Genomic DNA, 24539 nt, shown 5'->3' with positions numbered 1-24539 from the left:
TCCACGATGTCCGTTCGTCACCTGCTTGCCACCGCCGTAGCCGCCCCGCTCGGAGGGATCGAGCTAGCCGCACCGGCAGCGGCGCACGTCGCGGCCCAGCCAACCGCCGCCGCTGCTCTCTCCATGAGTTCCGGACGTCTCGGCGCCAGTGCGGCCGCCCTGCTGGGGCTGGTCGGCGCCATCATCGGAGGACTGGCCCTGGCCCGCCCCGCCAGTCGACTCGGCACCGGCTCGGGAAGCCGCGGAGCCGTCCTGGCCCTGGCGACAGGGCTGATCGGCATGGCGCTCGGCGGGCTGGTGGTGACCACCTCCGACAGTGGCATCGGCACGGGCAACGGGCGAGGCGGCGCATATGTGGCGCTGGCGGTCGGACTGGCCGGCGTGGTGCTCGGCGGGCTGGCCCTTCTTCGCGCGCGCCGCACCGGCCGCCTGGCGGGCTGACCGCGGCCGGTTCCGGCGTGGGGCCCGCCTGGCTGATCTCGTTCCATCCGAAGGCTGCCCCGCCGGCGGTCGTTCCGGCCGACCAGTCGACGGTGGTGGTCAGGAGCGAGCGAGCCAACCAGGCACTGTCAGACCGGACTCGTAGGCGAGGATCACCAACTGGGCTCGGTCCCGGGCATGGGCCTTGGTCATGATCCGGCTGACATGCGTCTTGGCGGTCGCCGGGCTCAGCACCAACCGCGCCGCTATCTCGTCGTTGGAGAGGCCGGCGGCGACCAGCGTCAGCACTTCACGCTCCCGCTCGGTGAGCACGCTCAGTCGCGGCCCGGGGTCGGGATGCTTGGCCCGGGCCGCGAACTCGGCGATCAACCGCCGGGTGATCGACGGTGCGATAAGCGCGTCACCCCGGGCCACCACCCGCACCCCGTGGATCAACTCCGCTGGCTCGGTGTCCTTGACCAGGAATCCGCTGGCACCGGCCCGCAGCGCGTCGTAGACGTAATCGTCCAGGTCGAAGGTGGTCAGAATGATGACGCGAGCGTCGGAGCTGGCGACGATCTCACCAGTGGCGGCCAGGCCGTCGAGCCCGGGCATCCGGATGTCCATGAGGACGACATCGGGTCGCAGTTGCCGGGCCAGCCGCACCGCCTCGAATCCATCGGCAGCCTCGCCGACCACCTCGAGACCGTCCTCACCGTCGAGAATGGACCGGAAGCCGGCCCGTACGAGGGTCTGGTCGTCGACGAGGAGTAGCCGGATCACGCCTGCTCCCCCACCGGTGCCGGGTCGGCTCGCATCGGCAGACGGGCACAGACCCGGAAGCCTCCGTCCGGCTGTGCGCCGGTGGTCAACGAACCGCCGAGTGCCCGCGCCCGCTCCCGCATTCCGAGGATCCCGCTGCCCGGCGAACCCGGCTGGGCGATGCCGTCGTCGTCGACCTCCACGAGCACGTCGTCGTGATCGGGCCGGACCCGGACCACAGCGGTGGTGGCACGCGCGTGACGCGCCACGTTGGTGAGCGCCTCCTGGACGATCCGATACACCGCCAGATCGACCTCCGGCGGTAGCGACCGCGTCTCGGCCAGCTCGGTGCGGATCTCCAACTCCGGCCGGGCGGCCGTCCTGATCAGATCGCCGAGGCGATGCAGGCCGGGTGCCGGCACGACCGCCGGCCCAGCTTCCTGCCGCAGCGCCCCCAGCGTCGCGCGCAACTCACTCAACGTCTCCTTGCTGGTCTGTTTGATCGCGGTGAGGGCCTGCTCGGACCGGACCGGGTCGGGTCGGTGCAACGCCGCGCTGGCCTGCACGTTGATCAACGACAGGTGGTGGCCGAGCACGTCGTGCAACTCCCGGGCAATGCGCAGCCGCTCCTCGGTGGCCCGTCGCCGGGCCTCCTCCTCCATCCGCTGCTCGGCGACGACAGCTCGGGCCTGTGCCTCGGCGAGGTAGGCGCGGCGGTTGCGGGTCACGCCGACGATGACCGCGACGAGCCAACCGGTGTGCAGCAGCGTCGCCCCGTTCATGGTGTTCGGGGACCGGTTGTAGCTGTCCGCCACGGCGAAGGCGACCACCGAGGCGAGACCGAGCCCGACGGCGACCGCGAGGTACCCCTCGTCGACAACTGTGTAGAGCGCCACGACGAAGACCAACATGATCGGGCCGGGCCGGTGCAGCAACGCCCCGTACGCGCCGATGGCAGCCAGCGCCACGACGCCCACCGGCACCGGGTGACGCCGGCGGACGTACAGCGCGCCGGTCGAGAGCAGCACCGCCAGCAGCGCCGCCCATTCGGCGGCGGTGTCGATGCCGCGCGACTGGACCACCAGGCCCATGACAGCGACCAGACCCACGGCGGGCACCAGGGCCACGTCCGCCGTCCGGCCCCGCCACCCCGACATGGACCGAAGCCTAGCCTCCCGCGATCCAGCGGGAGAAGGTCCGACTGGACCGTTCAGGTGTGCTGGTTGCCCTCGGCCAGGTTCGCGTCGTAGCCGGCGGCCTGGAGGGCGAACAGTTCGGCGTACCGGCCGCCGGTGGCGACGAGGTCGGCGTGTGTGCCGGCCTCGACGAGCCGGCCGTGGTGCAGGACGAAGATCCGGTCGGCGTGCCGGACGTTGGCGAGCCGGTGCGTGATGAGGATCGTGGTGGCGCGACCTCGCCGGTCCCGGATGGTCTGGAACAGGGCGTCCTCGGCGCGGGGGTCGAGCGCCGAGGACGGCTCATCCATGATCAGCAGTTCGGCGTCGCGCAGAAACCCGCGAGCCGCGGTGATGCGCTGCCACTGCCCACCGGAGAGGTCCTGGCCTCGCGCGAAGGTCCGGTCGAGCAGTGTCTCGTACCCGTGCGGAAGTTCGTTGATCATGTCGTGGGCGACGGCGCGGCCGGCGGCGGCCTCGATGCGATCCTGCTGGGCCTCGCTGTCGACGTCGCCGATGGCGATGTTCGTGGCCGCGGTGAACGGCCACTTGTGGTATTCCTGCGTCACCACCGCGATCCGGGCACGCAGCCCGCCGACGTTCCAGTCCGACAACGGGCGGCCGTTCCACTCGATGCTGCCCTCGGTGGGGGCGCGAAGGCCGGCGATCATCGCGGCGAGGGTCGTCTTGCCCGAGCCGTTCTCCCCGACGAACGCGACAGTCTGCCCGGCGGTGATCGTCAACGTGACGCCGTCGACTGCGGAGTCGTCCCGATCGGGGTAACGCAGGCTCACCTCGTTGACTGTCAACTCCCGCAGCCGATCAGGAGCGGCCTCGGCAACGGGTCCGGTGCTGGTCGGTAGGTAGGCGTCAGCGCGGGTCATGAAACCGGTGTAGTCGCCGAAGTGCTGCCCCTCGGTGTAGACGTGGTCGACCTGGAAGGTGGCGACGGCCAGGGACCGCTGCGCGGACTGCACGGCGATGACGCAGGTCGCCGCGGCGGCGAGCGGGATCTGCCCGTCGAGGAGCAGCAGGCCGAGCAGGGCGTAGACGGTGCCGGTCGCCAGACCGCCGACAATGGCTCCGACAGTGGTGGTAGTGGTGACCCGCCGGGCGAGGGCGAGTTGGATGTCGGTCTCCACCTGCATCACCCTGTCGTACTGGTCGAGCAGGAACCGGCGCAGCCCGTAGGAGCGCAACTCCGGGGCCGAGGCACGTTCGGCCATCAGCTTGTGCAGCAGCCACAGTCGACGTCGGCGCACCGACCCGGCGTTGTACGTCTGGTAGCGCAGATGCCCGGCCCGCAACGACGCCCACGCGTTGGGCACCGTGGCGACCAGCAGCGCCAGCAACAGCAGCGGATGGATGATGACGACGGCGGCCGCCACGGCGAGCAGCCCGGCCAGCCCGGCGAGCAGGTTCATCGACGCCTGCACCAGCCCGATCGTCGATTCGGTGCCTCGGGAGGCGCGTTCCATGTCATCGGCGAACGCGTCGGCGTCGAACGCCTCCAACCGGACCGCTGTGGACACCTCGAACAGGCCCCGCTCCACCTCACGACTCACCCGAGGCGTCAAGCCGTTCTGCGCGTACCCGGTGGCGATGCCCATCCCGGCGCGGAGCGCGACCGTCGCCGCCAGCACGGCCAGCGCGGGCAGCGCCGCCCGCACCTTGTCCGCGGTCGGTCCGCCGGCGAACAGTTCCACCAACACCCGCTGGGTGGCCAACAGGCCGAAGGCGGCCATCACCCCCGCGCCGACAGTGGCCGCGGCCACCACACCGGTACGGAGCCGGTCCGCGCGCCAACTGATCCCGACGGCTGTCCAGACGAGCCTGGGCAGCTCCGCGAAGACGGCGAAGACGCCGGCCTCCGCGCGCGCCCGCACCCCCGTCTCCCACCACATCTCCCGCAACTCCGGCAGCACCGACTCCGTGCGCCCACTGTGGGGCTTGCCGGGATTGAAGCGGTGGGCCTCTGCGGTGGCGGTCTCGCTCATGGACGTACCTCCGGGCGGCGCAGCCGTCGCCATTCCCCGCCGGGCTGGCGGAGTGGCGGCTTTCTGGAGGATTGGACCACCCGAACATAGCTCTCGGCAATCGCCCGAACACTCGCCGCTACGGATGCGATGGTGCCGGGAAAGCGTGGCAGCGCGTCACTGCGTACGCGGATCGTCGAGGCGTGCTTTCAGCGCCGTGGCGATCTCGCCCGCAGCGACGATCTGCTCCGGCGTGAGGGCGTCGACGAAGAGCTCCCGGATGGCGCGCAGGTGGGGAAAGGTGGCTCCCCTGAACGCCTCGGCGCCGGCCGTCGTGAGCAGCACCTCCGCACCGCGGGGAACCGTGGCGCACTCCTGGCGGCGGATGAGGCCGCGCCGCTCCATCCGCCCGAGATGGTGGGAGAGCCGGCTCCGCTCCCACCCGATGTGCGAGGCGAGTTCGGACGACCGCATCGCCTCGCCCTCCGCCTCGCTGAGAGCGAGGAGCACCGCGTAGTCCCCGCTCGAGAGCGAGGAGTCGCCCTGTAGGCGGGACTCGAGCCGGGAGCCGAGCGCCGCCGTCGTCTCGATGAAGTTCCGCCAGATCCGCAGTTCGTCGGCGGTCGGGAGCTGGCGTCCGCCCCGCCGGCCGGGTGTGGTCTCCGTCATCTCACCCTCCCGGGAATTGACGCGTCAATCGCCAAGTTAGCATCATTGACACGTCAACCGGTAGGTCCGCTTCCGCAGGCCGTCGGCGGATTGCACCGAGGAGGAGACCATGACAGCTGCAGACTTCGAGCTGGGGCTCAACTCGTTCGGGGAGGTGGCCACCGACGGCGACCGGGTCCTGAGCGACGCCGAGACCGTACGGCTACTCGTGGACGAGGCACGGCTCGCCGAGTCGGCCGGACTCGACGTGTTCAGCGTCGGCGAGCACTACCGCGAGGGCCACAACGACTCGGCGACACCGGTGCTGCTGGCCGCGGTCGCGACGGCCACCGAGCGAATTCGCCTCGGCACCTCGGTCACAGTGCTCAGCACCAACGACCCGGTACGGCTCTACCACGAGTTCTCCACCCTCGACGCCGTCTCCGACGGCCGCGCCCAGATCGTCCTCGGGCGCGCATCCGCGACCGAGTCGTTTCCGCTGTTCGGGTACGACCTGGCCGACTACGAGCGGTTGTTCGAGGAGAAGCTGGACCTCTTCCTGCGACTTCAGCAGGACGAACCGGTCACCTGGTCCGGCACTGTACGAAGCCCACTGACCGGGCAGCGGCTGCACCCACTGATGCAGCCGGGCGGCATCCCGACCTGGATCGGTGTCGGGGGAAGCCCGAACTCGGTCATCCGCGCCGCCCGGCACGGACTTCCGCTCATGCTCGCGATCATCGGCGGGCGCCCCCAGCGCTTCGCCGGCCACGTCGACCTCTACACCAGGGCGCTCGAACAATTCGGGCATACCCTGCAGCCAATCGGGCAGCACTCACTCGGCCTTGTCGCAGACACCGACGAGGAGGCGGTGGAGACGTGGTGGCGATACTGGCAGCCGGTCGTGGCGGCCCTGGCCGCCGAACGCGGCTTCTACAAACCGGACCGCGCGCGCTACGAGGCCGAAATCGACCACGGCGCGCTCTTCGTCGGTTCACCCGAGACAGTGGCGCAGAAGATCGCCACTGTCGCTCGGGACCTGCGACTGAGCCGCTTCGACCTGAAGTACGACATCATGCACCTGCCCCGCGAGGCACGCGCGCGCACCATCCAACTGCTGGGCAGTGAGGTCGCGCCACGGGTCCGGGAGCTGCTGGCTAAGGAGCCCAACCATGTCTGATCTGCTGTTCGGCCTGGACACGTTCGGCGACATACCGCAGGACGACGCCGGCAAACTCGTCTCCCACGCGGCGGCGATCCGGCAGGTCGTCGACGAGGCAGTCCTCGCCGACCAACTCGGGGTCGACGTCATCGCGCTGGGCGAGCACCACCGGCCGGAGTACTCGGTCTCCACACCGGAGACGGTGCTGGCCGGAATCGCCACCCGCACCTCGCGGATCCGGTTGGCCTCCGGCGTGACCGTGCTGAGTTCGGACGACCCGGTACGGGTGTTCCAGCGCTTCGCCACAGTGGACGCGCTGTCGAACGGTCGAGCCGAGGTCATCCTCGGTCGCGGCTCGTTCACCGAGTCGTTCCCGCTCTTCGGTTACGACCTGCGCGACTACGACACGCTGTTCGAGGAGAAGATCGAACTGTTCGTCAAGTTGCTGGACGAGAAGCCGGTCACCTGGAGCGGCACCCTGCGTGCCCCACTGGAGAACGCCGACGTGTTCCCGAAGACCGAATCGGGTCACCTGGACACCTGGGTCGGCGTGGGTGGCTCGCCGCAGTCGGTCGTCCGCACCGCCCGGTACGGGCTGCCACTCATGCTCGCCATCATCGGCGGGGCCCCCGAGCGCTTCGCGCCCTACATCGACCTGTACCGCCGGGCCGCCGACCAGCTCGGTACGACCGCGCACCCGGTCGGCATGCACTCGCCGGGCTTCATCGCCGACACCGACGAGCAGGCCAAGGAGATCTACTGGCCGCACTATCGGATCATGCGAGACCGGATCGGCAAACTGCGGGGCTGGCCCCCGATCCGCCGTCAGGAGTTCGACTCCGAGGTGGAGAACGGCTCCCTCTACATCGGCTCACCGGAGACGGTGGCCCGCCGGATGGCCCGTGCGATCCGCAGCCTCGGTGTCGGCCGGTTCGACCTCATCTACTCGGCCGGAGCGCAACCGGCCAGCGCCCGGATGCGCGCCGTGGAACTCTACGGCTCGAAGGTGATCCCCATGGTCCGCGAACTGCTGGCCTGAACAGCACTTCCCGAGCGAGAGGACGACATGAACGACAACGACCGGAGCCGGCCTGCGACCCTCGGCATCCTCGGCGCCGGCAAGGTGGGCACGGTGCTCGCCCGGCTCGCCGTCGCCGCCGGCTACCGGGTACGGGTGGCCGGCTCCGGCGACCCGACGAAGATCGCCCTCACCGTCGAGGTCCTCGCCCCGGGGGCCGAGGCCACCACGGCGGTCGACGCGGCGGCCGACGCCGACGTCGTCATCCTCGCCCTGCCCCTGGGCAAGTACCGCAGCGTTCCCGCCGAGGCGCTGCGCGGCAAGCTCGTCGTCGATGCCATGAACTACTGGTGGGAGATCGACGGTATCCGCGACGACCTCACCAACCCGCGTACCTCGTCGAGCGAGACCGTCCAGGCGTTCCTGTCCGGCTCACGCGTCGTGAAGGCGTTCAACCACATGGGCTATCACGACCTGGAGGACGAGGCCCGGCCGGCAGGGGCGACCGGCCGCAAGGCCATCGCGATCGCCGGCGACGACAACGCCGACCTCACCGAGATCGCGGCCCTGGTGGACGCGCTCGGCTTCGATCCGATCGTGGCCGGCCCGCTGGCCGAGGGGGTACGGCTCGAACCGGGCAGCGAGTTGTTCGGCGCCAACGTGAGCGCCGACGAGGTACGCGCCATGCTCGACCGCTTCGGAGAGTCGGAGCGGGGACGGACCATCACCGCTGCCCGCACGGCGTCGTAGACATCGCCTGCGGCCGCTCAGGGGTCAGAGACGATCGGGTCGGAGGGATCCGGAAGGCGGCCCTCCGCCCCGATCATCGTCATCGCCCTCCGGCACTAGTTGTTGTTACGCCACCAGGGCGACCATCCCGAGCAGCCCCAGGCGCCACACGCCCGGAACCGCACGCGGCTGCCCTGATCGTTGTAGCGGTGAGTCGTGCCGTCCTCGTAGAAGTCGTAGTTGCACACTCCCCATTCACCCTCGCCTTCGAGGCTCTGGCAGTCGCCGCTGCGGTAGTTGTGCCAGGTTCCGCCGTAGTAGAGCTGGTTCTCCCAGATCCCGATGGCCGCGTAGGGCGTGTCGCGGTCGTAGACCCAGATCTGGTCACCGTAGGCCCGGAAGCAGGCTTGGGCCGGCGACGACGAGCCGGCGGAGGGGGCCGGTGCGTCGACGCAGTCCACGACGTCGGGCGGCCAGCCGGCCGGCGTCGCGATGGTCGCCGCCGCCGGCGCGCCGGCGAGCAGGACGAAGAGGGCCGCCAGGGCCACGATGAAAGCTGGGCGCGTTGCTCTCTTGACTGACATGAGGCGAACCAATCATCGCCATTCACTGCCAACAAGACATCAGGGTGTTCGGAACGGTACGGACCCGTCCCGAACGCGGGAGGACCGCTGTCGAACGGGGAGGCGACAGTCTCTTTGGGTCAGGCGACGCCGAACGCCGCCCGCGGTTCGAGGTGCTGGCCAACGGCGTACTGCTCGTCGAAGTCGGTCGGGCCGAGCGCCCCGGTCGCGGCGGCGCGCATCCGGGCGAGGTCCGCCGCGTCGTCCGGGTCCGGCACCTGGCCGAGCGCCGCGAACGCGGCGTCCGCGACACCGATCATCCGCGCCGCGCGGGAGTGGTTCCCCTCGGCGGTCGCGAGCGCGGCGCCGGCAACGCAGACGTACGGCACGAAGTCAGTCCAACCGTTGTGGAACACCCGCTGGCGGTTCTCGGCGAACAGCGTTCGGGCCACGTCCAGGTTGCCCAGCCCCAGCTCGCAGAACGCGAGGTTGTGATATTCGGAGTTGACCGTCTTGGGTTGGCCGAGCGCCTCGTTGAGCGCGATGCTCTCCCGGTACAGGTCCCGAGCGCGGAGCAGGTCACCGGACATCCTCGCGACGCCGGCCAGCACGTGCCTCGGTCGTTCCTCCAGGGCCCGGTCGCCGGAGCGCAGCGCCACCGCGAGAGCCTCCCGGGCCCGCGCCTCTCCGCCCGTCAGGTCACCGCCGCGAATGGCGACCCGGGCGAGGCTGTACCGGGCCTCCACCTCGCCCGCCAGGTCACCGGCCGCCTGGGCCCGCTCGATTTCGGCCTCGCTCATCCGCACCACGGCGTCGGTCTCGCCTCGGCGAAACGCCGAGCGCACGCTCTCGCTGAAGGTCATGACCCTCTCCCCCATACCTGACACCGCCCGGTCGACATCGTCCGTCACCGCGCGTGGAACATGGTCCAGGTCTCCACGAGCGTGAAGCCCATCGACTCGTAGAGCGGCCTACCCATCACGCTGGTGTGCAGGTAGGCAGCGTCCGCGCCGGCCGCGATGCCGTCCCGCAGAACCGTTTCGGTGATCACCCGGCCCAGGCCACGACCCCGGGCGGACGGAACGACCGCGATGTTGAACACGCCGACCACCCCGGAGGTCAGCATCCCGAGCCCGGTGCCGACGGGCTGGCCGGACTCCTCGGCCAGGTAGCCGGTGATGGAGTCGGCGTCGAGCACCGCACCACCCATCAGCGATCCGAAGAGGCCCTCGGGAACCTCGAAGCTCCGGGTGAGGGCGCCGGTGTAGAGGTCGTTGTCGGCGGCGCCTACCTGACGCACCGAGGGGCGCTCCGCCGAGCCGGCACGGAAGGTGAGGTCGTCCGACGCGCAGGCCAGCAGGGGCAGCTCACTGCGTTCGAGGAGGCCGTGCCGGGCCGCGAGGTCAGCGACCTGGTCGTCCGCCTCGCCCCGAACGATGATCGACCACTGCGCGGCCTGCCTGCCGACCTCGGTCGCCATCTCGTCGAGCGACCCGAGGTCGGGCTCGGTGGACCTGTCGTAGGCAGCGTTGAGCGTCGCGACGCCGGCCTGCGTCACCCCCGCGCGGGCAGTGCCCCGCTCGGCGTACCCGCCCTTCGGAGTCACCCTGCACAGCGTCTCGAAGGCGTCGAAGTACGCCGCCGCCATCCGATCGGCGGTGATGTTCATGGTGGGACTCCCTAGACCGGTCGTTCTGCTTCGGTCGACAACCTAGCCACCGATCACGCTGACCAGCAAATCACGGGCACGATGACCGCCACCTGCGGAACGGCTTCGAACCGATCAGGAATCGAGAAGCCCCGGGAACTTCGGGCGGCCTAGCCTTTCCCCAGGTGAACGGCAGCATGCCGACCTGGACGACGAGAGGGAGCCCGAGAATGTCCGCGAAGACCACTACCGTGTCCGACGGCTTCAGCCCCGAGGAGCGGGCCGCGATGAAGGAGCGCGCCGACGAGCTGCGCGCCGAGGGCAAGAAGGGCGCCAAGAAGGCGGACGGGCTGCAAGCGGTCCTCGACCGGATCGCGCAGATGGAACCGGAGGACCGCGCGCTCGCCGAGCGGGTGCACGTGACGGTGACCGCCGCCGCCCCGAGCCTGATGCCGAAGACCTGGTACGGGATGCCCGCCTACGCGAACGAGGACGGCAAGATCGTCGTCTTCTTCCAGGACTCCGGCAAGTTCAACTACCGGTACTCGACTGTGGGCTTCCAGGACTCGGCCAACCTCGACGACGGGGATCTCTGGCCGGTGGCGTACGCGTTGCAGCAGTGGAGCCCGGCCGTGGAGAAGAAGATCAGCGAACTGGTGCGGACGGCGGTCTCCTGACCGACGCCCGCCCCCTCGCTGGCTCGCTCACGGTGCGATGATCGACGGCCGGAGCCGACGGAGACAGGTGGTGCGGACGATGCGGTATGGGCCGCCAGCGGTACGACGAGTCCCCCGATGACCGGCCGGGCCGGCGAGGTGTTCGACACCGGTCGGACGGTGTCCGACATCGAGTCGCTGCTCGCCGCGGACCTGCCCACGGACGGGACGCCGGTCAGCGAGGGGGACCCGGTCACCGGTGAGTGGACGGGCAGCCGAGGCGAGGGCTTTCGGATCGTTCCGCTCTGGGAGAGCGACGCCCTGACGGGTGTGTACGGTGCCGAGTGGAACCAGGCCGAAGAGGCCGCCGAGGCGAACCTGGCCCTCGTCGTGGCGGAGTTGGACCAGAGGTGGGGCGGGCACCGCTCGGTCTCCATGCGGGTGCCGCTGTTCCGGGATCAGGCCGGTGAACCCATGCCGGCGCTGTTCCAGTCGCTCTGTGACCTGGACTGCTACGGCGACCTGACCGTCTGGGGGCCGACGGTGACCGGGGGTCGGTGGGTCGCGGTCTCGGTCAACCAGTGTGACGGCGACGCTCCCATGATCATGACGGCGGTCGTCAGTCAACTACCGATCATCGAACTGTCGGACTGACCTGCCCGGTTACCCGCGGCCCGGGTGCGGGGCTGTCATCGACATTGCCCACGGCTCCTATGGTTCGGGCATGTCGATCACAGACCAGGCGTTGGCCATCGAGGCGGCGGAAGCTGGAGCCGCAGTCGTCCGCTCCCGGTACGGCTCAGCACTGACGCGCGTCATGAAGACCGGCGGTGACTTCGCCACCGCCGCCGACGTCGAGGCCGAGCGGGCCATCATCGACGTCCTGCGCGCGGCGCGGCCGGAGGACGCCGTGGTCGCCGAGGAGAGCGGGCGCACGGGTACCGGCGACAACGGGCGCACCTGGCTGGTCGACCCGCTGTGCGGAACGTTGAACTTTGCCGCGCGGACCATGCTGGCCTCGGTCAACGTCGCCCTGCGGGTCGGGTCGGACGTCACAGTGGCGGCCTCGGCGGACCCGTTCGCCGCCGAGGTGTTCTGGACCGACGGCACCGCCGCGTACGTCCGGGGCGCGGGGACGGACGAGCGACTCGTCCCGTCGGCCGAGTCGACGCTTGTCGACCTCAATCTCGACCCGCCCTTTCCCAACCGGGACGTCTTCCTGGCCGCCCGCATGCTCACCGACGAGGGCTTCCTCGAACAGTTCCGGCCCCGGGTGGTCTCCACCAGCCTCGCCGTGGCCTGGGTCGCCGCCGGTCGCCGCGCCGCCTATCTGACGGACCGCCACGACCTGCGGAACAGCGTCCACTTCGCGGCCGGAATCGCGCTCTGCGAGGCGGCCGGCTGCGTGGTCACCGGGCTCGACGGTCAGCCGCTGCACACCGGTGGGGACGGTCTCGTCGTGGCCGCGGACGAGCGGACGCACGCCGCCCTGCTGACGCTCGTCCGGAAACAGGGTTCGCGATCGACCCGGCCTTGACATGAAGTGCGGTTGAGGTTCTAGCGTCCCTAGATGATCACGTCAGGGCCGCCGTGCCCTGCGTACGTCAGCTGAGCACTACCGTCGAAGGGATTCCGATGAACCTGTCCCGCCTTCTCCGCCCGGGTACGGTCGCGAGCGCGCACTGCGACCTCCCCTGTGGCGTCTACGACCCGGCGCAGGCCCGCATCGAGGCCGAGTCGATCAAGGCGATCTCCGAGAAGTACCAGGCCAGCGACGACCCGGAGTTTCGCACCCGCGCGTTGCTCATCAAGGAGCAGCGCGCCGAGCTGGTGAAGCACCACCTCTGGGTGCTGTGGACCGACTACTTCAAGCAGCCGCACTTCGAGAAGTACCCCCAGCTGCACGGCCTCTTCAACGAGGCGACGAAGCTGGCGGGTGCCGGCGGCGCGAAGGGCGCCGCGGACCCGGCGGTCGCCGAGCAGCTCCTCGGGAAGATCGAGGAGATCTCGAAGATCTTCTGGGAGACCAAGCAGGGCTGATCAACCGGCACCGGGTGGCGCGAGCCACCCGGTGCGGCGTACCACGTTCGGGAGGAACCGCATGGAGTCGCGAACCGACCTCGTCGAAGACTTGATGAGCCGTTTTCCACACGTGCCACGGGAGGCGGTCCTCAAGGAGGACCTGCTGCGGGGCGGCCTCGCCTTCGACGACGCGGCGCTGACCGACAACGAGCACGGCGACGTCAAGCCGAAGTCGTACTTCATCTTCTCCTTCGATCACCGGACGCTGCCGGAGTTGGGGACGGCCGCGCTGCGCCGACCACCGGAGGAGATCGTGCTCACCGGGGGTCCGTACGACCTGCGTCGCACCGTCGTGTCGGTCCGCACCAACCCCAGCTCGCCGTACCGCGTCAGCACCGACAGCGACGGTCGACTGCGCCTGTTCCTGGACGGACGGCCGATCGCCGATGTGGGGCTGCCCCCCATGCCGGCGTACTACCGCCACACGCTCGCCAACGGCAAGTCGGTGATGGAGGTCGCCCCGACGATCCAGTGGGGCTATCTCATCTACCTCACCGCGTTCCGGGTCTGCCAGTACTTCGGCGCCAAGGAGGAGTGCCAGTACTGCGACATCAACCACAACTGGCGGCAGCACAAGCAGGCCGGCCGGCCCTACACCGGGGTCAAGCCCGTCGACGAGGTCCTCGAGGCCCTGGAGATCATCGATCGGCACGACGTCGACCGCGCGTCGCAGGCGTACACGCTGACCGGTGGCAGCATCACCTCGCAGGTCAACGGGCTGGCCGAGGCCGACTTCTACGGGCAGTACGCGCAGGCGATCGAGGAGCGGTTTCCGGGACGGTGGATCGGCAAGGTAGTGGCCCAGGCGCTGCCCCGAGCCGATGTGCAGCGGTTCCACGACTACGGTATCCGCATCTACCACCCCAACTACGAGGTGTGGGACAAGCGGCTGTTCGAGTTGTACTGCCCGGGCAAGGAGCGGTACGTCGGTCGGGAGGAGTGGCACCGGCGCATCCTCGACTCCGCCGAGGTGTTCGGCCCGCGCAACGTGATCCCGAACTTCGTGGCGGGCGTCGAGATGGCCGCCCCGCACGGCTTCACGAGCATCGACGAGGCGATCGCTTCCACCACCGAGGGGCTTGACTACTTCATGTCCCGGGGGATCACGCCCCGGTTCACCACCTGGTGCCCGGAGCCCACCACGCCGCTGGGGCGGACGAACCCGCAGGGCGCGCCGCTCGAATACCACGTCCGTCTGCTGGAGGCCTACCGGGCGACCATGGACGCCCATGGCCTGTCCAGCCCGCCCGGCTACGGCCCCGCCGGGCCCGGGCGAGCGGTCTTCTCGGTCAGCTCCTTCATGGACACGCTGCCGTCCACTGATTCGTGACGGACGCGCTCGGCTGGCCGATGTCGATCCGCCGAGGAGCGGTATACCTCAGAGGCATATTCATACCTCTGAGGTATACCGCTTAGCACCGCATCCGCCCCGCCGACGGCGATTGACAGCGGGCGGCCAAGCCAGGCCCTAACTGGCGTACGTCTCGAACTCACCGACCCGTGGCGTACCGCTGGAGCTGTTGATCTTGAAGTTGATCTTGCTCATCGCGGTGGCCGAGAAGGTGATCGAACCCGCCCCGCTACCGGAGGCCAGGACGGCTCCGTTGTCGTTGTTGATCAGCTGCCAGGACCCGATGGAGCCCTGGGTGCCGGACGGCTCGCGGATCACCACCCGGGACACCCGGGTCGCGGAGCCCCACTTGATCGAGATCGTGCCGGTCGACCCGGCCGGCGACCAGTAGGTGCTCAGGATGCCGTCGCGCACGTTGCCGTAGCTGGTCCCGCTGGCCTTGCTGGAGCCGTCGGCGCCGGCGCCGAGGCTGAGGTTGGTCCCGCCGGTGGGCGGAGGCGTGGTCGGCGGCGGGGTGGTGGGCGGAGGCGTGGTCGGCGGCGGGGTGGTGGGCGGCGGGGTCTGCGGCGCGCAACTGCCGTTGGACACCTTCAGGCCCGTGTTGGCACCGACCGTCTGACGGACGATGTCCGGCACACAGCTCGCCCCGTCGAGGCTGTACGAATACGGGATGCTGACAGTGGTGTTGGAGGTCGGGTTGGGGCCGGCCGGGTAGTTCTCGCTGCCGGCGCTGGACCAGGTCACGTTGTCGAAGACGTTGCCGGCGACCTGCCAGTAGCCGCGCTCGTTGGTGTAGAAGGTGCCCAGGACGTCCTTGGAGTCGCGGAAGTAGTTGTTCTCCACCTTGGCCCTGGCCCCCGCCCGGGAGTTGATCCCGGACTCGTGCAGGCTCACGTAGTGGTTGTTGTAGATGTGGGCGACCCCGCCGCGCAGCAGCGGCGTGCGGGAGTCGATGTTCTCGTAGAGGTTGTGGTGGTACGTGATGAAGCCGTTCGACAGGTCGCTCTCGCTGGACCCGACGAGGCCGCCACGACCGGAGTTGCGCAGGACGCTGTAGGACAGCGTCACGTACTGGGTGTTGTCCTTCATGTCGAAGAGGCCGTCGTACCCCTCGGACTCTCCGCCCGAGGCCTCCAGGGTGACGTGATCGACCCAGACGTTGCGGACCGTGCTCTCCATGCCGATGGCGTCCCCGCCGTTGGAGGTGGGCGAGCCCGACTTCTTGACGTTCCGCACTGTCACGTTCTGGATGATGATGTTGCTGGAGTCGCGGATGTGGATGCCGAGCTGGTCGAAGACGGCGCTGCCGACCCCGATGATGGTGACGTTGCTGATCTGCTTGAGCTCGATCACGCCCGCGGCGGTGTTGCAGCTCGACCCCGACACCTTGCTGGTGTTGCCGTGATTGATCGTCCCGGTCACCTCGATGGTGATCGGGGTGCTGCTGCTGGTCCGACCGCACAGCGCGGCGTGAATCGCCGTGCCCGTGGTGGCCCGCACCGTCTGCCCGCCCGCGCCTCCGGTGGTCCCGCCGTTCTGGGTGGCGTAGCCGGTGGCGCTGCCGACCGCCGCCGAGGCCTGCGGGGTCGGTAGTGCCACCCCGACCGCGATCACCACGGCCACCGCCGCCAGCACCGCCTGGCGTCGCAGCACGACTGGTCGTCTCATGTCGCCTCACCTTCGCATTCGTCTCGTTCCAGGCTTCAACTCGATGGACATCGCGACCACACCCGCCGACGGACGTCATTCAGAAATTGGCGACAGTCAATCGCGAAGATTTCATCGAGGTCTCTCGTGCCCTGGTAGAAGCAGGGTTGTGTCGTGCGAGCGGAGTGCGCCCGGTGCCATCGCTCGCCCGACCGTCATATGAAACATCGATGTAACGCAATCGTAGGAAAGCGGTTTCCCTGAAGGCAATAGCTGGCGCTTGCAGGTTTGTTGCAGTGCTCGGTATTGACACCGCCGGGCCGGCCATCGATGCTCTGCTAAATCAGTTTAGCGACCGGCTCGCTCCGGCCCGTCCCACTGCCGCTCCCCGTGCGGGATCGCTGACTGAGCGCACCACCCCCGAGAAAGGACCCGCATGAGACTGCGAAGAGGACTGATCCCACTCGCCGCCACCCTCGTCCTGGCCGGCGCCTCCGGCGCGGCGTACGGCAGCGCGAGCGACAGCCGGGGCGCCACCGACGGAATCCGCAGCATCACCCCGATCACCACCGTCTACACCTACGGCCAGAAGGTCTCCGCGGTGGCGATCGAGTACGGGGCCACTGTCAACCCGCGCACCCTCGACACCGCGACGTTCTCGGTGACGGACACCATCTACAACTTCCGCTTCAACCCCATCGAGGACCTGCCGAAGCTCGCCGACCGGACCGTCACCCACACCTACACCAACGCAACACCGGGCACCCGTGCCGACCACCGATCGGCGCCGGGCCGGTACGTCATCGTCGAACTCGACCCCGCCGACACCGGCGGCTCGACGGTCATCGTCTCCAAGTGCCCGACCTTCCTCTGCACGGTGAAGGTCAACCCCGAGCTGCCGACCCGGGTCGTGCAACGCAAGGACGTGCACGGCCAGCCCGGCCGCGGGGCCGGCAAGGGGCCGGTGCTCGCCCGGGCCACCCCGCGCGAATCCCGTCCCGTCACCGAGAAGCCGGTCAACCAACTGGTCGACGAGTTCACCTACGGCTCGTTCCTGAGTGGCGGAATGGTGCTGCCGTACCACTATCACCTGCCGAAGAACTACCAGCCGGGCCGCAAATACCCACTGATGGTCGTCCTGCCCGGTCACGGCATGGGCTGGGACGGTGACAACCTCGGCGTCCAACTCGCCGCCGACATCCCGGCGACCGCGTGGCTCCAACCGCGGTGGACCGGCACCGCCGAGGACGCCATCGTCCTGGCGCCCCAGCACCAGCGCGTCGGTGGGGTCGCCGAGGCGGACCTGCTGGTCAAGCTGCTCGACCAGTTCGTCGGCCAGTTCGCGGTGGACACCGGTCGGGTGTACGCGACCACAGTGTCGTACGGCTCCCAGCTGCTCTGGGAGGCGTTCGCCAAGCGTCCCGACCTGTTCGCCGGCGGGTTGGTGACCGGTGGCTTCCCGGTCAACGCCACCCAGGCCACCGCCATCGCGGCGGCCGAGGTGCCGGTGTGGATCACGCACGGCGAGCACGACCACCTGCTCAACGTCTCGGGCGCGCGCAACTCCACGGCGGTGCTGCGGCAGGCGTACGCCGACCGGGGCAAGACGCCGGACCAGGCCGCCAACCTGGTGCGCTACACCGAGTACGCCGACGCCGCGTTCTCGTTGCCGGACTACCACGCGGCGTTCGGACCGACCTACGAGGACGCCAGCATCCTGCGCTGGCTGCTGAGCCAGTCCAAGCCCTGAGGCCGCGGACCGGGCGACGCCTCGCCACGATCCGCCGGCGCGATTCGCTCGCGCCGACAGGTCACCGGCGGGCGTCGCCCGCGTCGGACTCGGCAGCACCGGGCGCGCCCCCGACGAGCACGGACTCCTGCCCCTCCTGCCGGCCCTCCTGCCTCGCGCGGGCCAGCAGCCCGGCCAGCCGACGCCGCCGGTGCCGGGCCGCCGCCCGCAGCCCCAGGAACAGGCCGGCGAGCAGACCCAACAGTGCGAGCTGCGCCCACGGTACGACCCAGGTGGTGACGGTCGCGGAGGCCGGTCGGAGGTCGACCCCGGCCTGGCCGTCGCCGAGCAACGTGGGCGAAGTGCTGACTGTCGTGCGGAGGCGCACCAGGGCCCAGACGCCGTCGGCCCGGGTCTCCACCGTCCGAGCGCCGCCGGGCAGCAACTCCTCGACGGCGCTGGTGGCGTCGTGGCTGCTCCGGCCCAGGAGGTCGGACATCGCCACCCGACTCGTTCCGCTGACCCAGACGTTCCCGTCGTTCTCGACCGTGTAGCGGACCCGCACCGTGCCACCGGCGAAGGGGTTCCACGACGGGGAGTACGTCGCGCCGAGGCCCCGGACGGCCAGGGCGGCCTGCGCGGAGCCGTTCACCCGAAGCATCACCCGGAAGCCGACGCGGCTCTCGACGTTTACCGTGCCGCCGGTGCTGGTGACTGTCGCGGCGATGCCGGCCGGGTGGTCGCCCGGTGTGGCGCCCTGGGGCACCGTGATCGTGAACGGCACCACCCGTGTCTCGTTGGGGCCGACGGTGACCTTCTCCTGCACGTCGATCCAGGTGCCGCCGTCGACGGAGGGACGGTCGGACGACAGCATGTTGAAGCGACCCTTGTCGGTGAGGTAGCCGTCGGCGGCCTTCAGGGAGAAGGCGACGGCGGTGCGGCTGAAGTTCCGTACCGCCAGGTGTTCGGTCACCGCCTGCCCCGGGTCGAGGCTGGCGTTGATCCATCGGCGTTGGTCCGGCCCAGTCGCGGTGGCCGGTTGGACCGTCCAGGTCAGGGCCTTCGGGTCCGGTTCCGCCGCCGCCGCGCTCGGCGCGGGCGCAACCGCGAGGGACGCGACGGCGAGGACCACGAACGCGCGGCGCAGCGGGGTGACGGTCATGAGACGGCCCTTCGGCACGGGGCTGGGCGGGGGCCCGATCCGGGCCCCCGCCCAGGCGACTACTCGAACAGTGAGAGCGTGAGCGTGGAGCTGTACTCGCCGGCGGCGACCTCCGCGGGGGTCCGCAGGTAGAGGTCGGCGTTCACCGAGTACGAGTCGCTGACGACGGCCTCGGAGTCGAAGGCCGAGACCAACAGCTCCTGGTCGACGAGGCCGACATTGTTGCCCGGCTGGGTCTCCTCGTCCAGGCTGGTCACCACCTCCTCACCCTCGGTGACCAGGCCGGTCTCCCCGCCGTCGAGCAGGCGCGGCTTCCAACCGAAGTGGTCGGCGGTGATCGACGCCTGGCCGGCGGCGCCCGCGAAGTCGGTCGCGCTGCCGAGCACCGCCCAGTTGGCGCCGTCGGGCACCTCGTCGGCGACGCGGGTGTCGGTCACCGTCACCGTCGGCAGCGTGCCGACGAACTGGCGAACCAGCAGGGTCGAGCCGTCCTCGGACAGCGCGACGGCGTCGCCGGCGATCGACAGGGCGAGCACGCCCGGTTCCCTGATCTCGTCGATGTCGACGGTGACCCGCACGCTGGCGTCGTCACCGGGCTCGGCCAGTGCGGGCGCCGGCAGCACCGCCGCCCCGGTCAGCACGGCGCCGACGACGCCGGCCGCGAGTGTCTGCCGCCGTTTGTATGTGTTCATGTGATCTCCGTTCTCCGCCTTGGGGGTTATCCGCCGCAGGTGCCGGCGGGGTGTTGCACGGTGCGGACGGTCGTCACGTCGTGTCCGCCGATCGCCCCGGTCACCCGGACCGTCGCCGAACCCGCCGGCACCGACACCTGACGGGTGTTGAAGGACTGGTAGGCGTTCGCGCCCGGCGCGACGGCAGTGAACGACCGCTCGCCGTACGGCGTCTCGAGGGTGATGCCCACCGGCGTGTCGTGGTCGTTGCGCGCCTGCACGGCCACGTACGCCTTGCCGCCCACGCACCGCGCGGACGCGGTGAGTGTGACGGGCAGGTCGAGGCTTGCCGCCGCGAAGGCCCAGTTGTCGATCTCGAAGAGGTCGACGCCGGCCGGGCCGGTGTAGGTGAAGTAGACGTCGTGCACGCCAGTGACGCCGTCAAGCTCGGCGGCCACCTCCGCCCACTGTCCGACCGGGCTGTCCACCGTGGCCGTGCCGACGACGGGACCGTTGACGTCGTCCAGCCGTACCTGGATCTGCCCGCCGGCGGCCAGCGCACGCACCCGCGCCGTCAGGCTCTGCGCGCCGTTGTCCCCGAAGTTCACCGAGGACAGGGCCGTCCAGTCTCCGTCGTCGATGTCGCGGACCACGAGGTTGGGTGCCGCGCCACCGAACTGGGCGGAGCTGCCGTCGACCTTCGTGGTCGCGACGCCCTTGCTCCAGCCGAAGGTCTCGGCCTCGAAGACGCGGTACGGGTCGAAGTCGCTGACCTGGTCCACGCCGGCGTAGGTACCGACGACCTGCTGGATGGTGCCGTCCGGGTTGAAGGTCAGCTCCTGGATGTGCGGACTGCGGTACCCCTGGGTGGTGTTGCCGTTGATGCGCTTGTTCAGCGTCGGGGCGTGGTACGTGAAGTAGTACTTGCCCCCGAACTCGAACACCGACTGGTGGTTGTTGCCACCGGTGCCGGCCCCGAAGAACTGCGACTGGTTCGGGAAGAGCACACCGGCGTAGGTCTCCTTCGGCCACGACATCGGCCCGTCGGAGATCATGTAGCCGATCTGGCCACCCCCGGGGTAACCGGGGAGCGGCTGCTGGCTGCCACCGAAGTCGTTCCCGCCGAAGTGCGAGGAGTACGAGAAGTAGTACTTGCCCTGGCGCTTGAAGACGTGGCCCGCCTCGAAGGCGACCGGGGCGTCGACCACCGCGGCCGTTCCCTCGGTCGAGACCATGTCGTCGCCGAGTTCGATCGACCGGATGTTCTTCGGGTTGTTGAAGCGCTCGGCCGGCGGCATGCTCGTCGACGCGGGACCACCACCGAAGTAGAGGTACGGCTGGCCGTCGTCGTCGACGAACGGGGCCGGGTCGAACTTCCACGCGACGGCCTCGGCCCCGGGGGTACGGCCGTCGATCAGCGTGCTGGTGCGCTCGCTGGTCCACGGGCCGAGCGGCGACGCACCCGTGATCACGTTGCTGGAGCCGCCACCGTTGGCGTAGTAGAGGAAGAACTTCTCCACTCCGTTCACCACCTTCTTGGTGATGCCCGGAGCCCACGAGTTGGCGGTGAACGGGGCCACCCCGTTGGGGCCGGCGACCTGGATCTCACCGTGGTCCGTCCAGTTGACGAGGTCCTCCGAGGAGATCACCGTGATCTGGTTGATGTCGCCGTAGTTGATCCCCGGCGAGACGCCAGTGCTCGGGTTAGGGGCGTAGCCCTGGGTGTCGTTGGTCATGTACATGTAGACCCGGCCGTCGTGCACGAGGCCGAAACCGTCAGCGCCGAACTTGTGCCCGATCAACGGGTTGTGTTCCCCGGGCAGCTTGCCGACGACCTCGATGGTCTTCGACGCGGGCGCGGGCGGCGCGGCGCCGATCACCGACACGTCGTCGAGCTTGAAGTCCATCAGGTGCAGAGCCGGGTCGGTGGAGGGCGTGCTCGTCCAGGGGGTCTCGAAGAACAGGCGCGCCGTCGACACGCTCTGCGTCGTCGGGATCGTGAACGTGCCGTTGAACTGTGCCCACACGCCCTTCGTCGCCGTCACACTGACGAGGTTGGTGTAGGTGCCGCCGCCGTAGTGCATGGTGGCGAAGAACTGCTTCGTCGCCGGTCCGCTCTCGTTCTCGTACTTGATGCGGGCCGTGAGGGTGTAGGCCTGGCCGGCCTGCACCTTGCCGCTGAGGTCCTGCATCGGGCCGGACCCGGTGGTCGTCCGGCTGGTGACGAGCGCCGCGCTCGCGCCGGAGTGAGCGTCCGACGTGGCCGACAACTGGGCGCCGTCGGAGGCGTTTCCGTTGTTGACGAACCAGTTGGTCAGGCCGTCCTCGAACCCGCCGTTGACGACGAGGTTCGTGTCGGCGGCCTGGACCGGCGCCGCCGGGGCGACGAACCCCGTGGTCAGCATCAGGCCGACCGTCGCGAGCGCTGCGACCCGTCCTCGGGTCGCCCGTCGCATTCGTTGTTCCACGAGACATCCTCCTTCATCTCTGACGTGCGGTCATCGGTGTACGGGGGATCGGTGGGTGCGCTTCGGTGGGTGGTCCGGACATCAGGGGCCGACTGCCGCCGCCGGTCCGACAGTGGCCGGCGGCGCGGGACAGGTCCGCTGTTCCGCGCCGCACGTCCGGCCGCCGGTGGTGCTGGTCGGTGGGCCGAGGGCCCGTGGTGGGGTTATCCGCCGCAGGCGTTGGCGGGGTGCTGGGCGGCGTGGACGGTGGTCACGTCCCGGCCGGCGACCGCACCGGTGGCCCGCAGCGTCGCCGAGCCGGCCGGCACCGACGACGCGCGGGTGTTGAACGACTGGTAGACGTTCGCCCCCGGCGCGACGGCGGCGAACGACCGGTTTCCGTACGGGGTCTCGACGGTGATGTCGACCGGCTCGTCCGAGTCGTTGCGCGCCTGCACCGCCAGGTACGTCTTGCCGTTCAGGCAGCGCGCCTGGGCGGTGGCCGTCACGGGCAGCGCCGCCAGCACTCCGAGTCGGGCCAGTTGGTAGCTGAGTGCCCGCTCCGGTGCGTCGATCTCGTTCTGGGTGCCGAACTGGCCGGCCCGTGCCGCCGTCGCCGCCGCCAGCGCGGACTGTGTCGCGGCCCAGGCGTCGGCCGGGTAGTGGCGCGCGTCGAGCGTCTGCGCGTGGGCGACGGCCGCGTCGAGGGCGGTGGTGTCCAGTGGCCGGGCCTGCGCGGTCAGCACGTCGCTGAGCAGGTAGTCGTCGAAGTCGACGTGGCCGCCGGTCTCCTGGGTCGCGTAGTTGAACAGGCCCACCCGGTGACCCATGAAGTGGGCGAGGCTTCCGTCGAGCGCCTGCGGGCCCACGCGGTTGCCCAGCCGGGTCCACTGGACCCCGTCCAGGCTGTAGTAGAACGTCGTCCACAGTTGGCCGACCGGCGAGGAGAAGTCGAGGTCCGCCTTCACGTGCACCTCGGTCGCGTCACCCAGCGACACAGTCGTGCCGGCGACGAAGTTCTCCAGCGTCGACTGGTCGAGGTCGACAGCGAACGGCTGCGACCGGTTCACCACGCCGAGGGTGTTGACGTCACCGACGCGCTTGACCGCCACGTACGAGAATCCGCGGTTGTAGGCGGCCAGGCCCGCGACGTCGCCGTTCTTCATCCCGGAGACGTCCATCCGGGTCTGGACCGACTGCCGTGGCCCGAACGTCCGTTGCGAGAGCGTGTTGCGGGCTTCCTCGAACCACGCCAGCTCGGCCCGGTTGGACAGCTTCGTGTAGACGTACTGGCCGGTGACCACAGTGCCGGCCGTCAACCGCAGCCAGCCGTCGCGGTCGGTGAGTGACCAGTACCGGTTGTCCGGGGCGTGGTTCCACTCCCAGGCCAGGTCCAGCCGCGACCCGTTGGGGGCGATCTCCGCCGGGTCGAGCGGCGCGGGGACCGTCCACTGCTCGTCCTGGTACGCCTTGTGCGGCCCGTCGTTGGCGAAGTCGTCCGAGGCGACGATGCTCTTCTGCCGCTCGAACAGTTCCTCGGCCGGGCTGAGCCGGATGGGCTTGTCGAAGAGGCCGTTGACCGGCACGACCCCGTTGGTGCCGAAGGTCGGCCACCCGTTCTGCCAGGTGGCGGGGATGAGCGCCGGGATCCGGCCGATCGGGAACGTGTCCCGGAAGAACATGCCGTGCCAGTCGGTCCCGCCGCCCGCGCGGCTGATCGGCACCAGGCTGCCCTGCGCGAAGCCGTTGGAGTTGAGCACTCCGCGCGCCTCGTAGGTGTTGACCCCGCCGGCCGAGGTGTAGCGCCCGAGCAGGTCCTTCGACCGGAACATCACCACCTGGCGCCCCTGCCCGGACGGCCAGGTGATGATGACGGCGTAGTACCAGCCGTCGATGTGGTAGACCTGCGCGCCCTCGAACAGACCGCCGATGAACGGCTGACCGGCGTAGTTGTTCGCGGTGAAGATGTTCGGGTAGTCCTGCGCGATGGCGGTCAGGTCGGCGTTGAGGCGTACGGCGCTGGTGCCACCGGAGCCGTAGAAGATGTACGGCGTGCCGTCGACGTCGAAGAAGAGCGACGGGTCGTGCAGGCCACGGCCGAGGGCGGTGCGCTGCCACGGGCCGTTCTCGATGTCATCGGTGCGGTAGAGGTACGCCCCGCTGAGGTTGTTGGTGTTGAAGACGGCGTAGAACGTGCCGTCGTGGTAACGCAGCGACGACGCCCACTGGCCCTGGCCGTACGAGTTCTGGCCGTTGCGCAGTGAGAAGGAGTCGCCGATGCTCGCCCGGTCGAAGACGTAGTTGACGATCTCCCAGTTGACGAGGTCGTACGACTTCATGATCGGCGCGCCCGGGCTCAGGTGCATGGTCGTGCTGATCATGTAGTAGAGGTCGCGGCCCTCGTCGTTCTCGGCGGCCGGCACCCGTTCGACGCTGATGTCCGGCACGTCGGCGTTGAGCAGCGGCACCGAGTAGGTGCCGGCGCCGGTGTCGGTCGAGGTGTACGACGATCGGGGCGACCATCCGTCGGCGGCGTGCGCGGCGGCGGGGGTGGCCACCAGGCCCGCACCGACCAGAACGGCCGCCGATGCGAGCGCACACAGTGAACGGAGGCGATCCGGGAGCACTGTGGACGCCAGGCGGGTCAACGTGGTGGTGGCGTGGCGAGCGGCGGCGTCCAGGCTGTTCACAGC

The 24539-nt window shown here is 69.7% G+C and carries 22 protein-coding genes; 10 read left to right on the top strand and 12 right to left on the bottom strand.

Annotated features, from left to right (window positions below; translation table 11 throughout):
* Window positions 1-6 precede the first annotated feature (6 nt).
* Window positions 7-441 carry a DUF6223 family protein gene (locus tag PSH03_RS15780; RefSeq protein ID WP_238689574.1) on the top strand — a complete coding sequence of 145 codons (435 nt, stop codon included), beginning with the start codon at window positions 7-9 and terminating at the stop codon, window positions 439-441.
* Between the two features lie 99 nt (window positions 442-540).
* On the opposite strand, the gene PSH03_RS15775 is transcribed toward PSH03_RS15780, so the two are convergent.
* The 4 genes from PSH03_RS15775 to PSH03_RS15760 all read right to left on the bottom strand — a co-directional run bounded on the left by PSH03_RS15775 (window position 541) and on the right by PSH03_RS15760 (window position 5002).
* Window positions 541-1203, bottom strand: a complete 663-nt coding sequence (locus tag PSH03_RS15775; RefSeq protein ID WP_238689573.1) for a response regulator — start codon at window positions 1201-1203, stop codon at window positions 541-543.
* Window positions 1200-2339 carry a sensor histidine kinase gene (locus PSH03_RS15770; protein WP_238689572.1) on the bottom strand — a complete coding sequence of 380 codons (1140 nt, stop codon included), beginning with the start codon at window positions 2337-2339 and terminating at the stop codon, window positions 1200-1202. Before PSH03_RS15770 ends, PSH03_RS15775 begins: the two co-directional genes overlap by 4 nt.
* Before the next feature lie 53 nt (window positions 2340-2392).
* Window positions 2393-4261, bottom strand: coding sequence for an ABC transporter ATP-binding protein (locus PSH03_RS15765; protein ID WP_238689592.1), 1869 nt, complete (start codon window positions 4259-4261; stop codon window positions 2393-2395).
* Window positions 4262-4510: 249 nt separating this feature from the next.
* Window positions 4511-5002: a MarR family winged helix-turn-helix transcriptional regulator gene (locus tag PSH03_RS15760; RefSeq protein ID WP_210781607.1), complete on the bottom strand. Its 492-nt coding sequence runs from the start codon at window positions 5000-5002 to the stop codon at window positions 4511-4513.
* 109 nt (window positions 5003-5111) lie between these two features.
* Here PSH03_RS15760 and PSH03_RS15755 point away from each other — a divergent pair, with 109 nt between their 5' ends.
* From PSH03_RS15755 to PSH03_RS15745, 3 genes are read left to right on the top strand one after another with little or no spacing between them, the layout of a single operon-like run.
* Window positions 5112-6161 carry an LLM class flavin-dependent oxidoreductase gene (locus PSH03_RS15755; RefSeq protein WP_238689571.1) on the top strand — a complete coding sequence of 350 codons (1050 nt, stop codon included), beginning with the start codon at window positions 5112-5114 and terminating at the stop codon, window positions 6159-6161.
* Complete coding sequence (locus PSH03_RS15750; protein WP_210781609.1) at window positions 6154-7182, top strand: LLM class flavin-dependent oxidoreductase; 1029 nt, start codon at window positions 6154-6156, stop codon at window positions 7180-7182. The genes PSH03_RS15755 and PSH03_RS15750 overlap by 8 nt, the downstream gene beginning before the upstream one ends.
* Window positions 7183-7209: 27 nt before the next feature.
* The gene (locus PSH03_RS15745; RefSeq protein WP_210781610.1) at window positions 7210-7911 is read left to right on the top strand and encodes an NADPH-dependent F420 reductase; all 702 of its coding nucleotides are present in this window, start codon (window positions 7210-7212) and stop codon (window positions 7909-7911) included.
* Between the two features lie 95 nt (window positions 7912-8006).
* On the opposite strand, the gene PSH03_RS15740 is transcribed toward PSH03_RS15745, so the two are convergent.
* The 3 genes from PSH03_RS15740 to PSH03_RS15730 form a co-directional block, all read right to left on the bottom strand.
* Entirely contained in the window at window positions 8007-8474 is a 468-nt protein-coding gene (locus tag PSH03_RS15740) for a hypothetical protein (RefSeq protein ID WP_238689570.1), read from the bottom strand.
* Between the two features lie 119 nt (window positions 8475-8593).
* Window positions 8594-9316 carry a tetratricopeptide repeat protein gene (locus tag PSH03_RS15735; protein ID WP_238689569.1) on the bottom strand — a complete coding sequence of 241 codons (723 nt, stop codon included), beginning with the start codon at window positions 9314-9316 and terminating at the stop codon, window positions 8594-8596.
* A gap of 44 nt (window positions 9317-9360) precedes the next feature.
* A complete protein-coding gene (locus tag PSH03_RS15730; RefSeq protein ID WP_238689568.1) occupies window positions 9361-10122 on the bottom strand; it encodes a GNAT family N-acetyltransferase in 762 nt (253 codons plus the stop codon).
* Between the two features lie 209 nt (window positions 10123-10331).
* On the opposite strand from PSH03_RS15730, the gene PSH03_RS15725 reads away from it, so the two are divergent.
* From PSH03_RS15725 to PSH03_RS15705, 5 genes are all read left to right on the top strand, one after another.
* The gene (locus tag PSH03_RS15725) at window positions 10332-10778 is read left to right on the top strand and encodes an iron chaperone (protein ID WP_238689567.1); all 447 of its coding nucleotides are present in this window, start codon (window positions 10332-10334) and stop codon (window positions 10776-10778) included.
* Window positions 10779-10895: 117 nt separating this feature from the next.
* A complete protein-coding gene (locus tag PSH03_RS15720; RefSeq protein ID WP_238689566.1) occupies window positions 10896-11411 on the top strand; it encodes a hypothetical protein in 516 nt (171 codons plus the stop codon).
* A gap of 70 nt (window positions 11412-11481) precedes the next feature.
* Window positions 11482-12294 carry an inositol monophosphatase family protein gene (locus PSH03_RS15715; RefSeq protein ID WP_210781616.1) on the top strand — a complete coding sequence of 271 codons (813 nt, stop codon included), beginning with the start codon at window positions 11482-11484 and terminating at the stop codon, window positions 12292-12294.
* 98 nt (window positions 12295-12392) lie between these two features.
* Window positions 12393-12797 carry a superoxide dismutase, Ni gene (gene sodN / locus PSH03_RS15710; protein ID WP_210781617.1) on the top strand — a complete coding sequence of 135 codons (405 nt, stop codon included), beginning with the start codon at window positions 12393-12395 and terminating at the stop codon, window positions 12795-12797.
* Window positions 12798-12891: 94 nt separating this feature from the next.
* A complete protein-coding gene (locus PSH03_RS15705) occupies window positions 12892-14169 on the top strand; it encodes a radical SAM protein (RefSeq protein WP_238689565.1) in 1278 nt (425 codons plus the stop codon).
* Between the two features lie 138 nt (window positions 14170-14307).
* Here PSH03_RS15705 and PSH03_RS15700 read toward each other — a convergent pair whose 3' ends face one another.
* Entirely contained in the window at window positions 14308-15858 is a 1551-nt protein-coding gene (locus PSH03_RS15700) for a pectate lyase family protein (protein ID WP_238689564.1), read from the bottom strand.
* A gap of 415 nt (window positions 15859-16273) precedes the next feature.
* Between PSH03_RS15700 and PSH03_RS15695 the strand changes: the two genes are divergently transcribed.
* Window positions 16274-17587 (top strand): hypothetical protein, encoded by a 1314-nt coding sequence (locus tag PSH03_RS15695; RefSeq protein ID WP_210781620.1) that lies wholly within the window; start codon window positions 16274-16276, stop codon window positions 17585-17587.
* 61 nt (window positions 17588-17648) lie between these two features.
* Here PSH03_RS15695 and PSH03_RS15690 read toward each other — a convergent pair whose 3' ends face one another.
* The 4 genes from PSH03_RS15690 to PSH03_RS15675 form a co-directional block, all read right to left on the bottom strand.
* Window positions 17649-18728: a hypothetical protein gene (locus PSH03_RS15690; protein WP_238689563.1), complete on the bottom strand. Its 1080-nt coding sequence runs from the start codon at window positions 18726-18728 to the stop codon at window positions 17649-17651.
* 59 nt (window positions 18729-18787) lie between these two features.
* The gene (locus PSH03_RS15685) at window positions 18788-19420 is read right to left on the bottom strand and encodes a hypothetical protein (protein WP_238689562.1); all 633 of its coding nucleotides are present in this window, start codon (window positions 19418-19420) and stop codon (window positions 18788-18790) included.
* 26 nt (window positions 19421-19446) lie between these two features.
* Window positions 19447-21867, bottom strand: a complete 2421-nt coding sequence (locus PSH03_RS15680) for a family 43 glycosylhydrolase (protein ID WP_238689561.1) — start codon at window positions 21865-21867, stop codon at window positions 19447-19449.
* A 203-nt stretch (window positions 21868-22070) separates the two neighbouring features.
* Window positions 22071-24536 (bottom strand): glycoside hydrolase family 43 protein, encoded by a 2466-nt coding sequence (locus PSH03_RS15675; protein ID WP_238689560.1) that lies wholly within the window; start codon window positions 24534-24536, stop codon window positions 22071-22073.
* Between the last annotated feature and the right edge of the window lie 3 nt (window positions 24537-24539).

The sequence above is a fragment of the Micromonospora salmantinae genome (assembly GCF_022230905.1).
GTDB classification, from domain to species: Bacteria; Actinomycetota; Actinomycetes; order Mycobacteriales; family Micromonosporaceae; genus Micromonospora; species Micromonospora salmantinae.
Note: the sequence above shows the minus strand (reverse complement) of the source record. Positions and strands in the feature narration are given on the sequence as shown.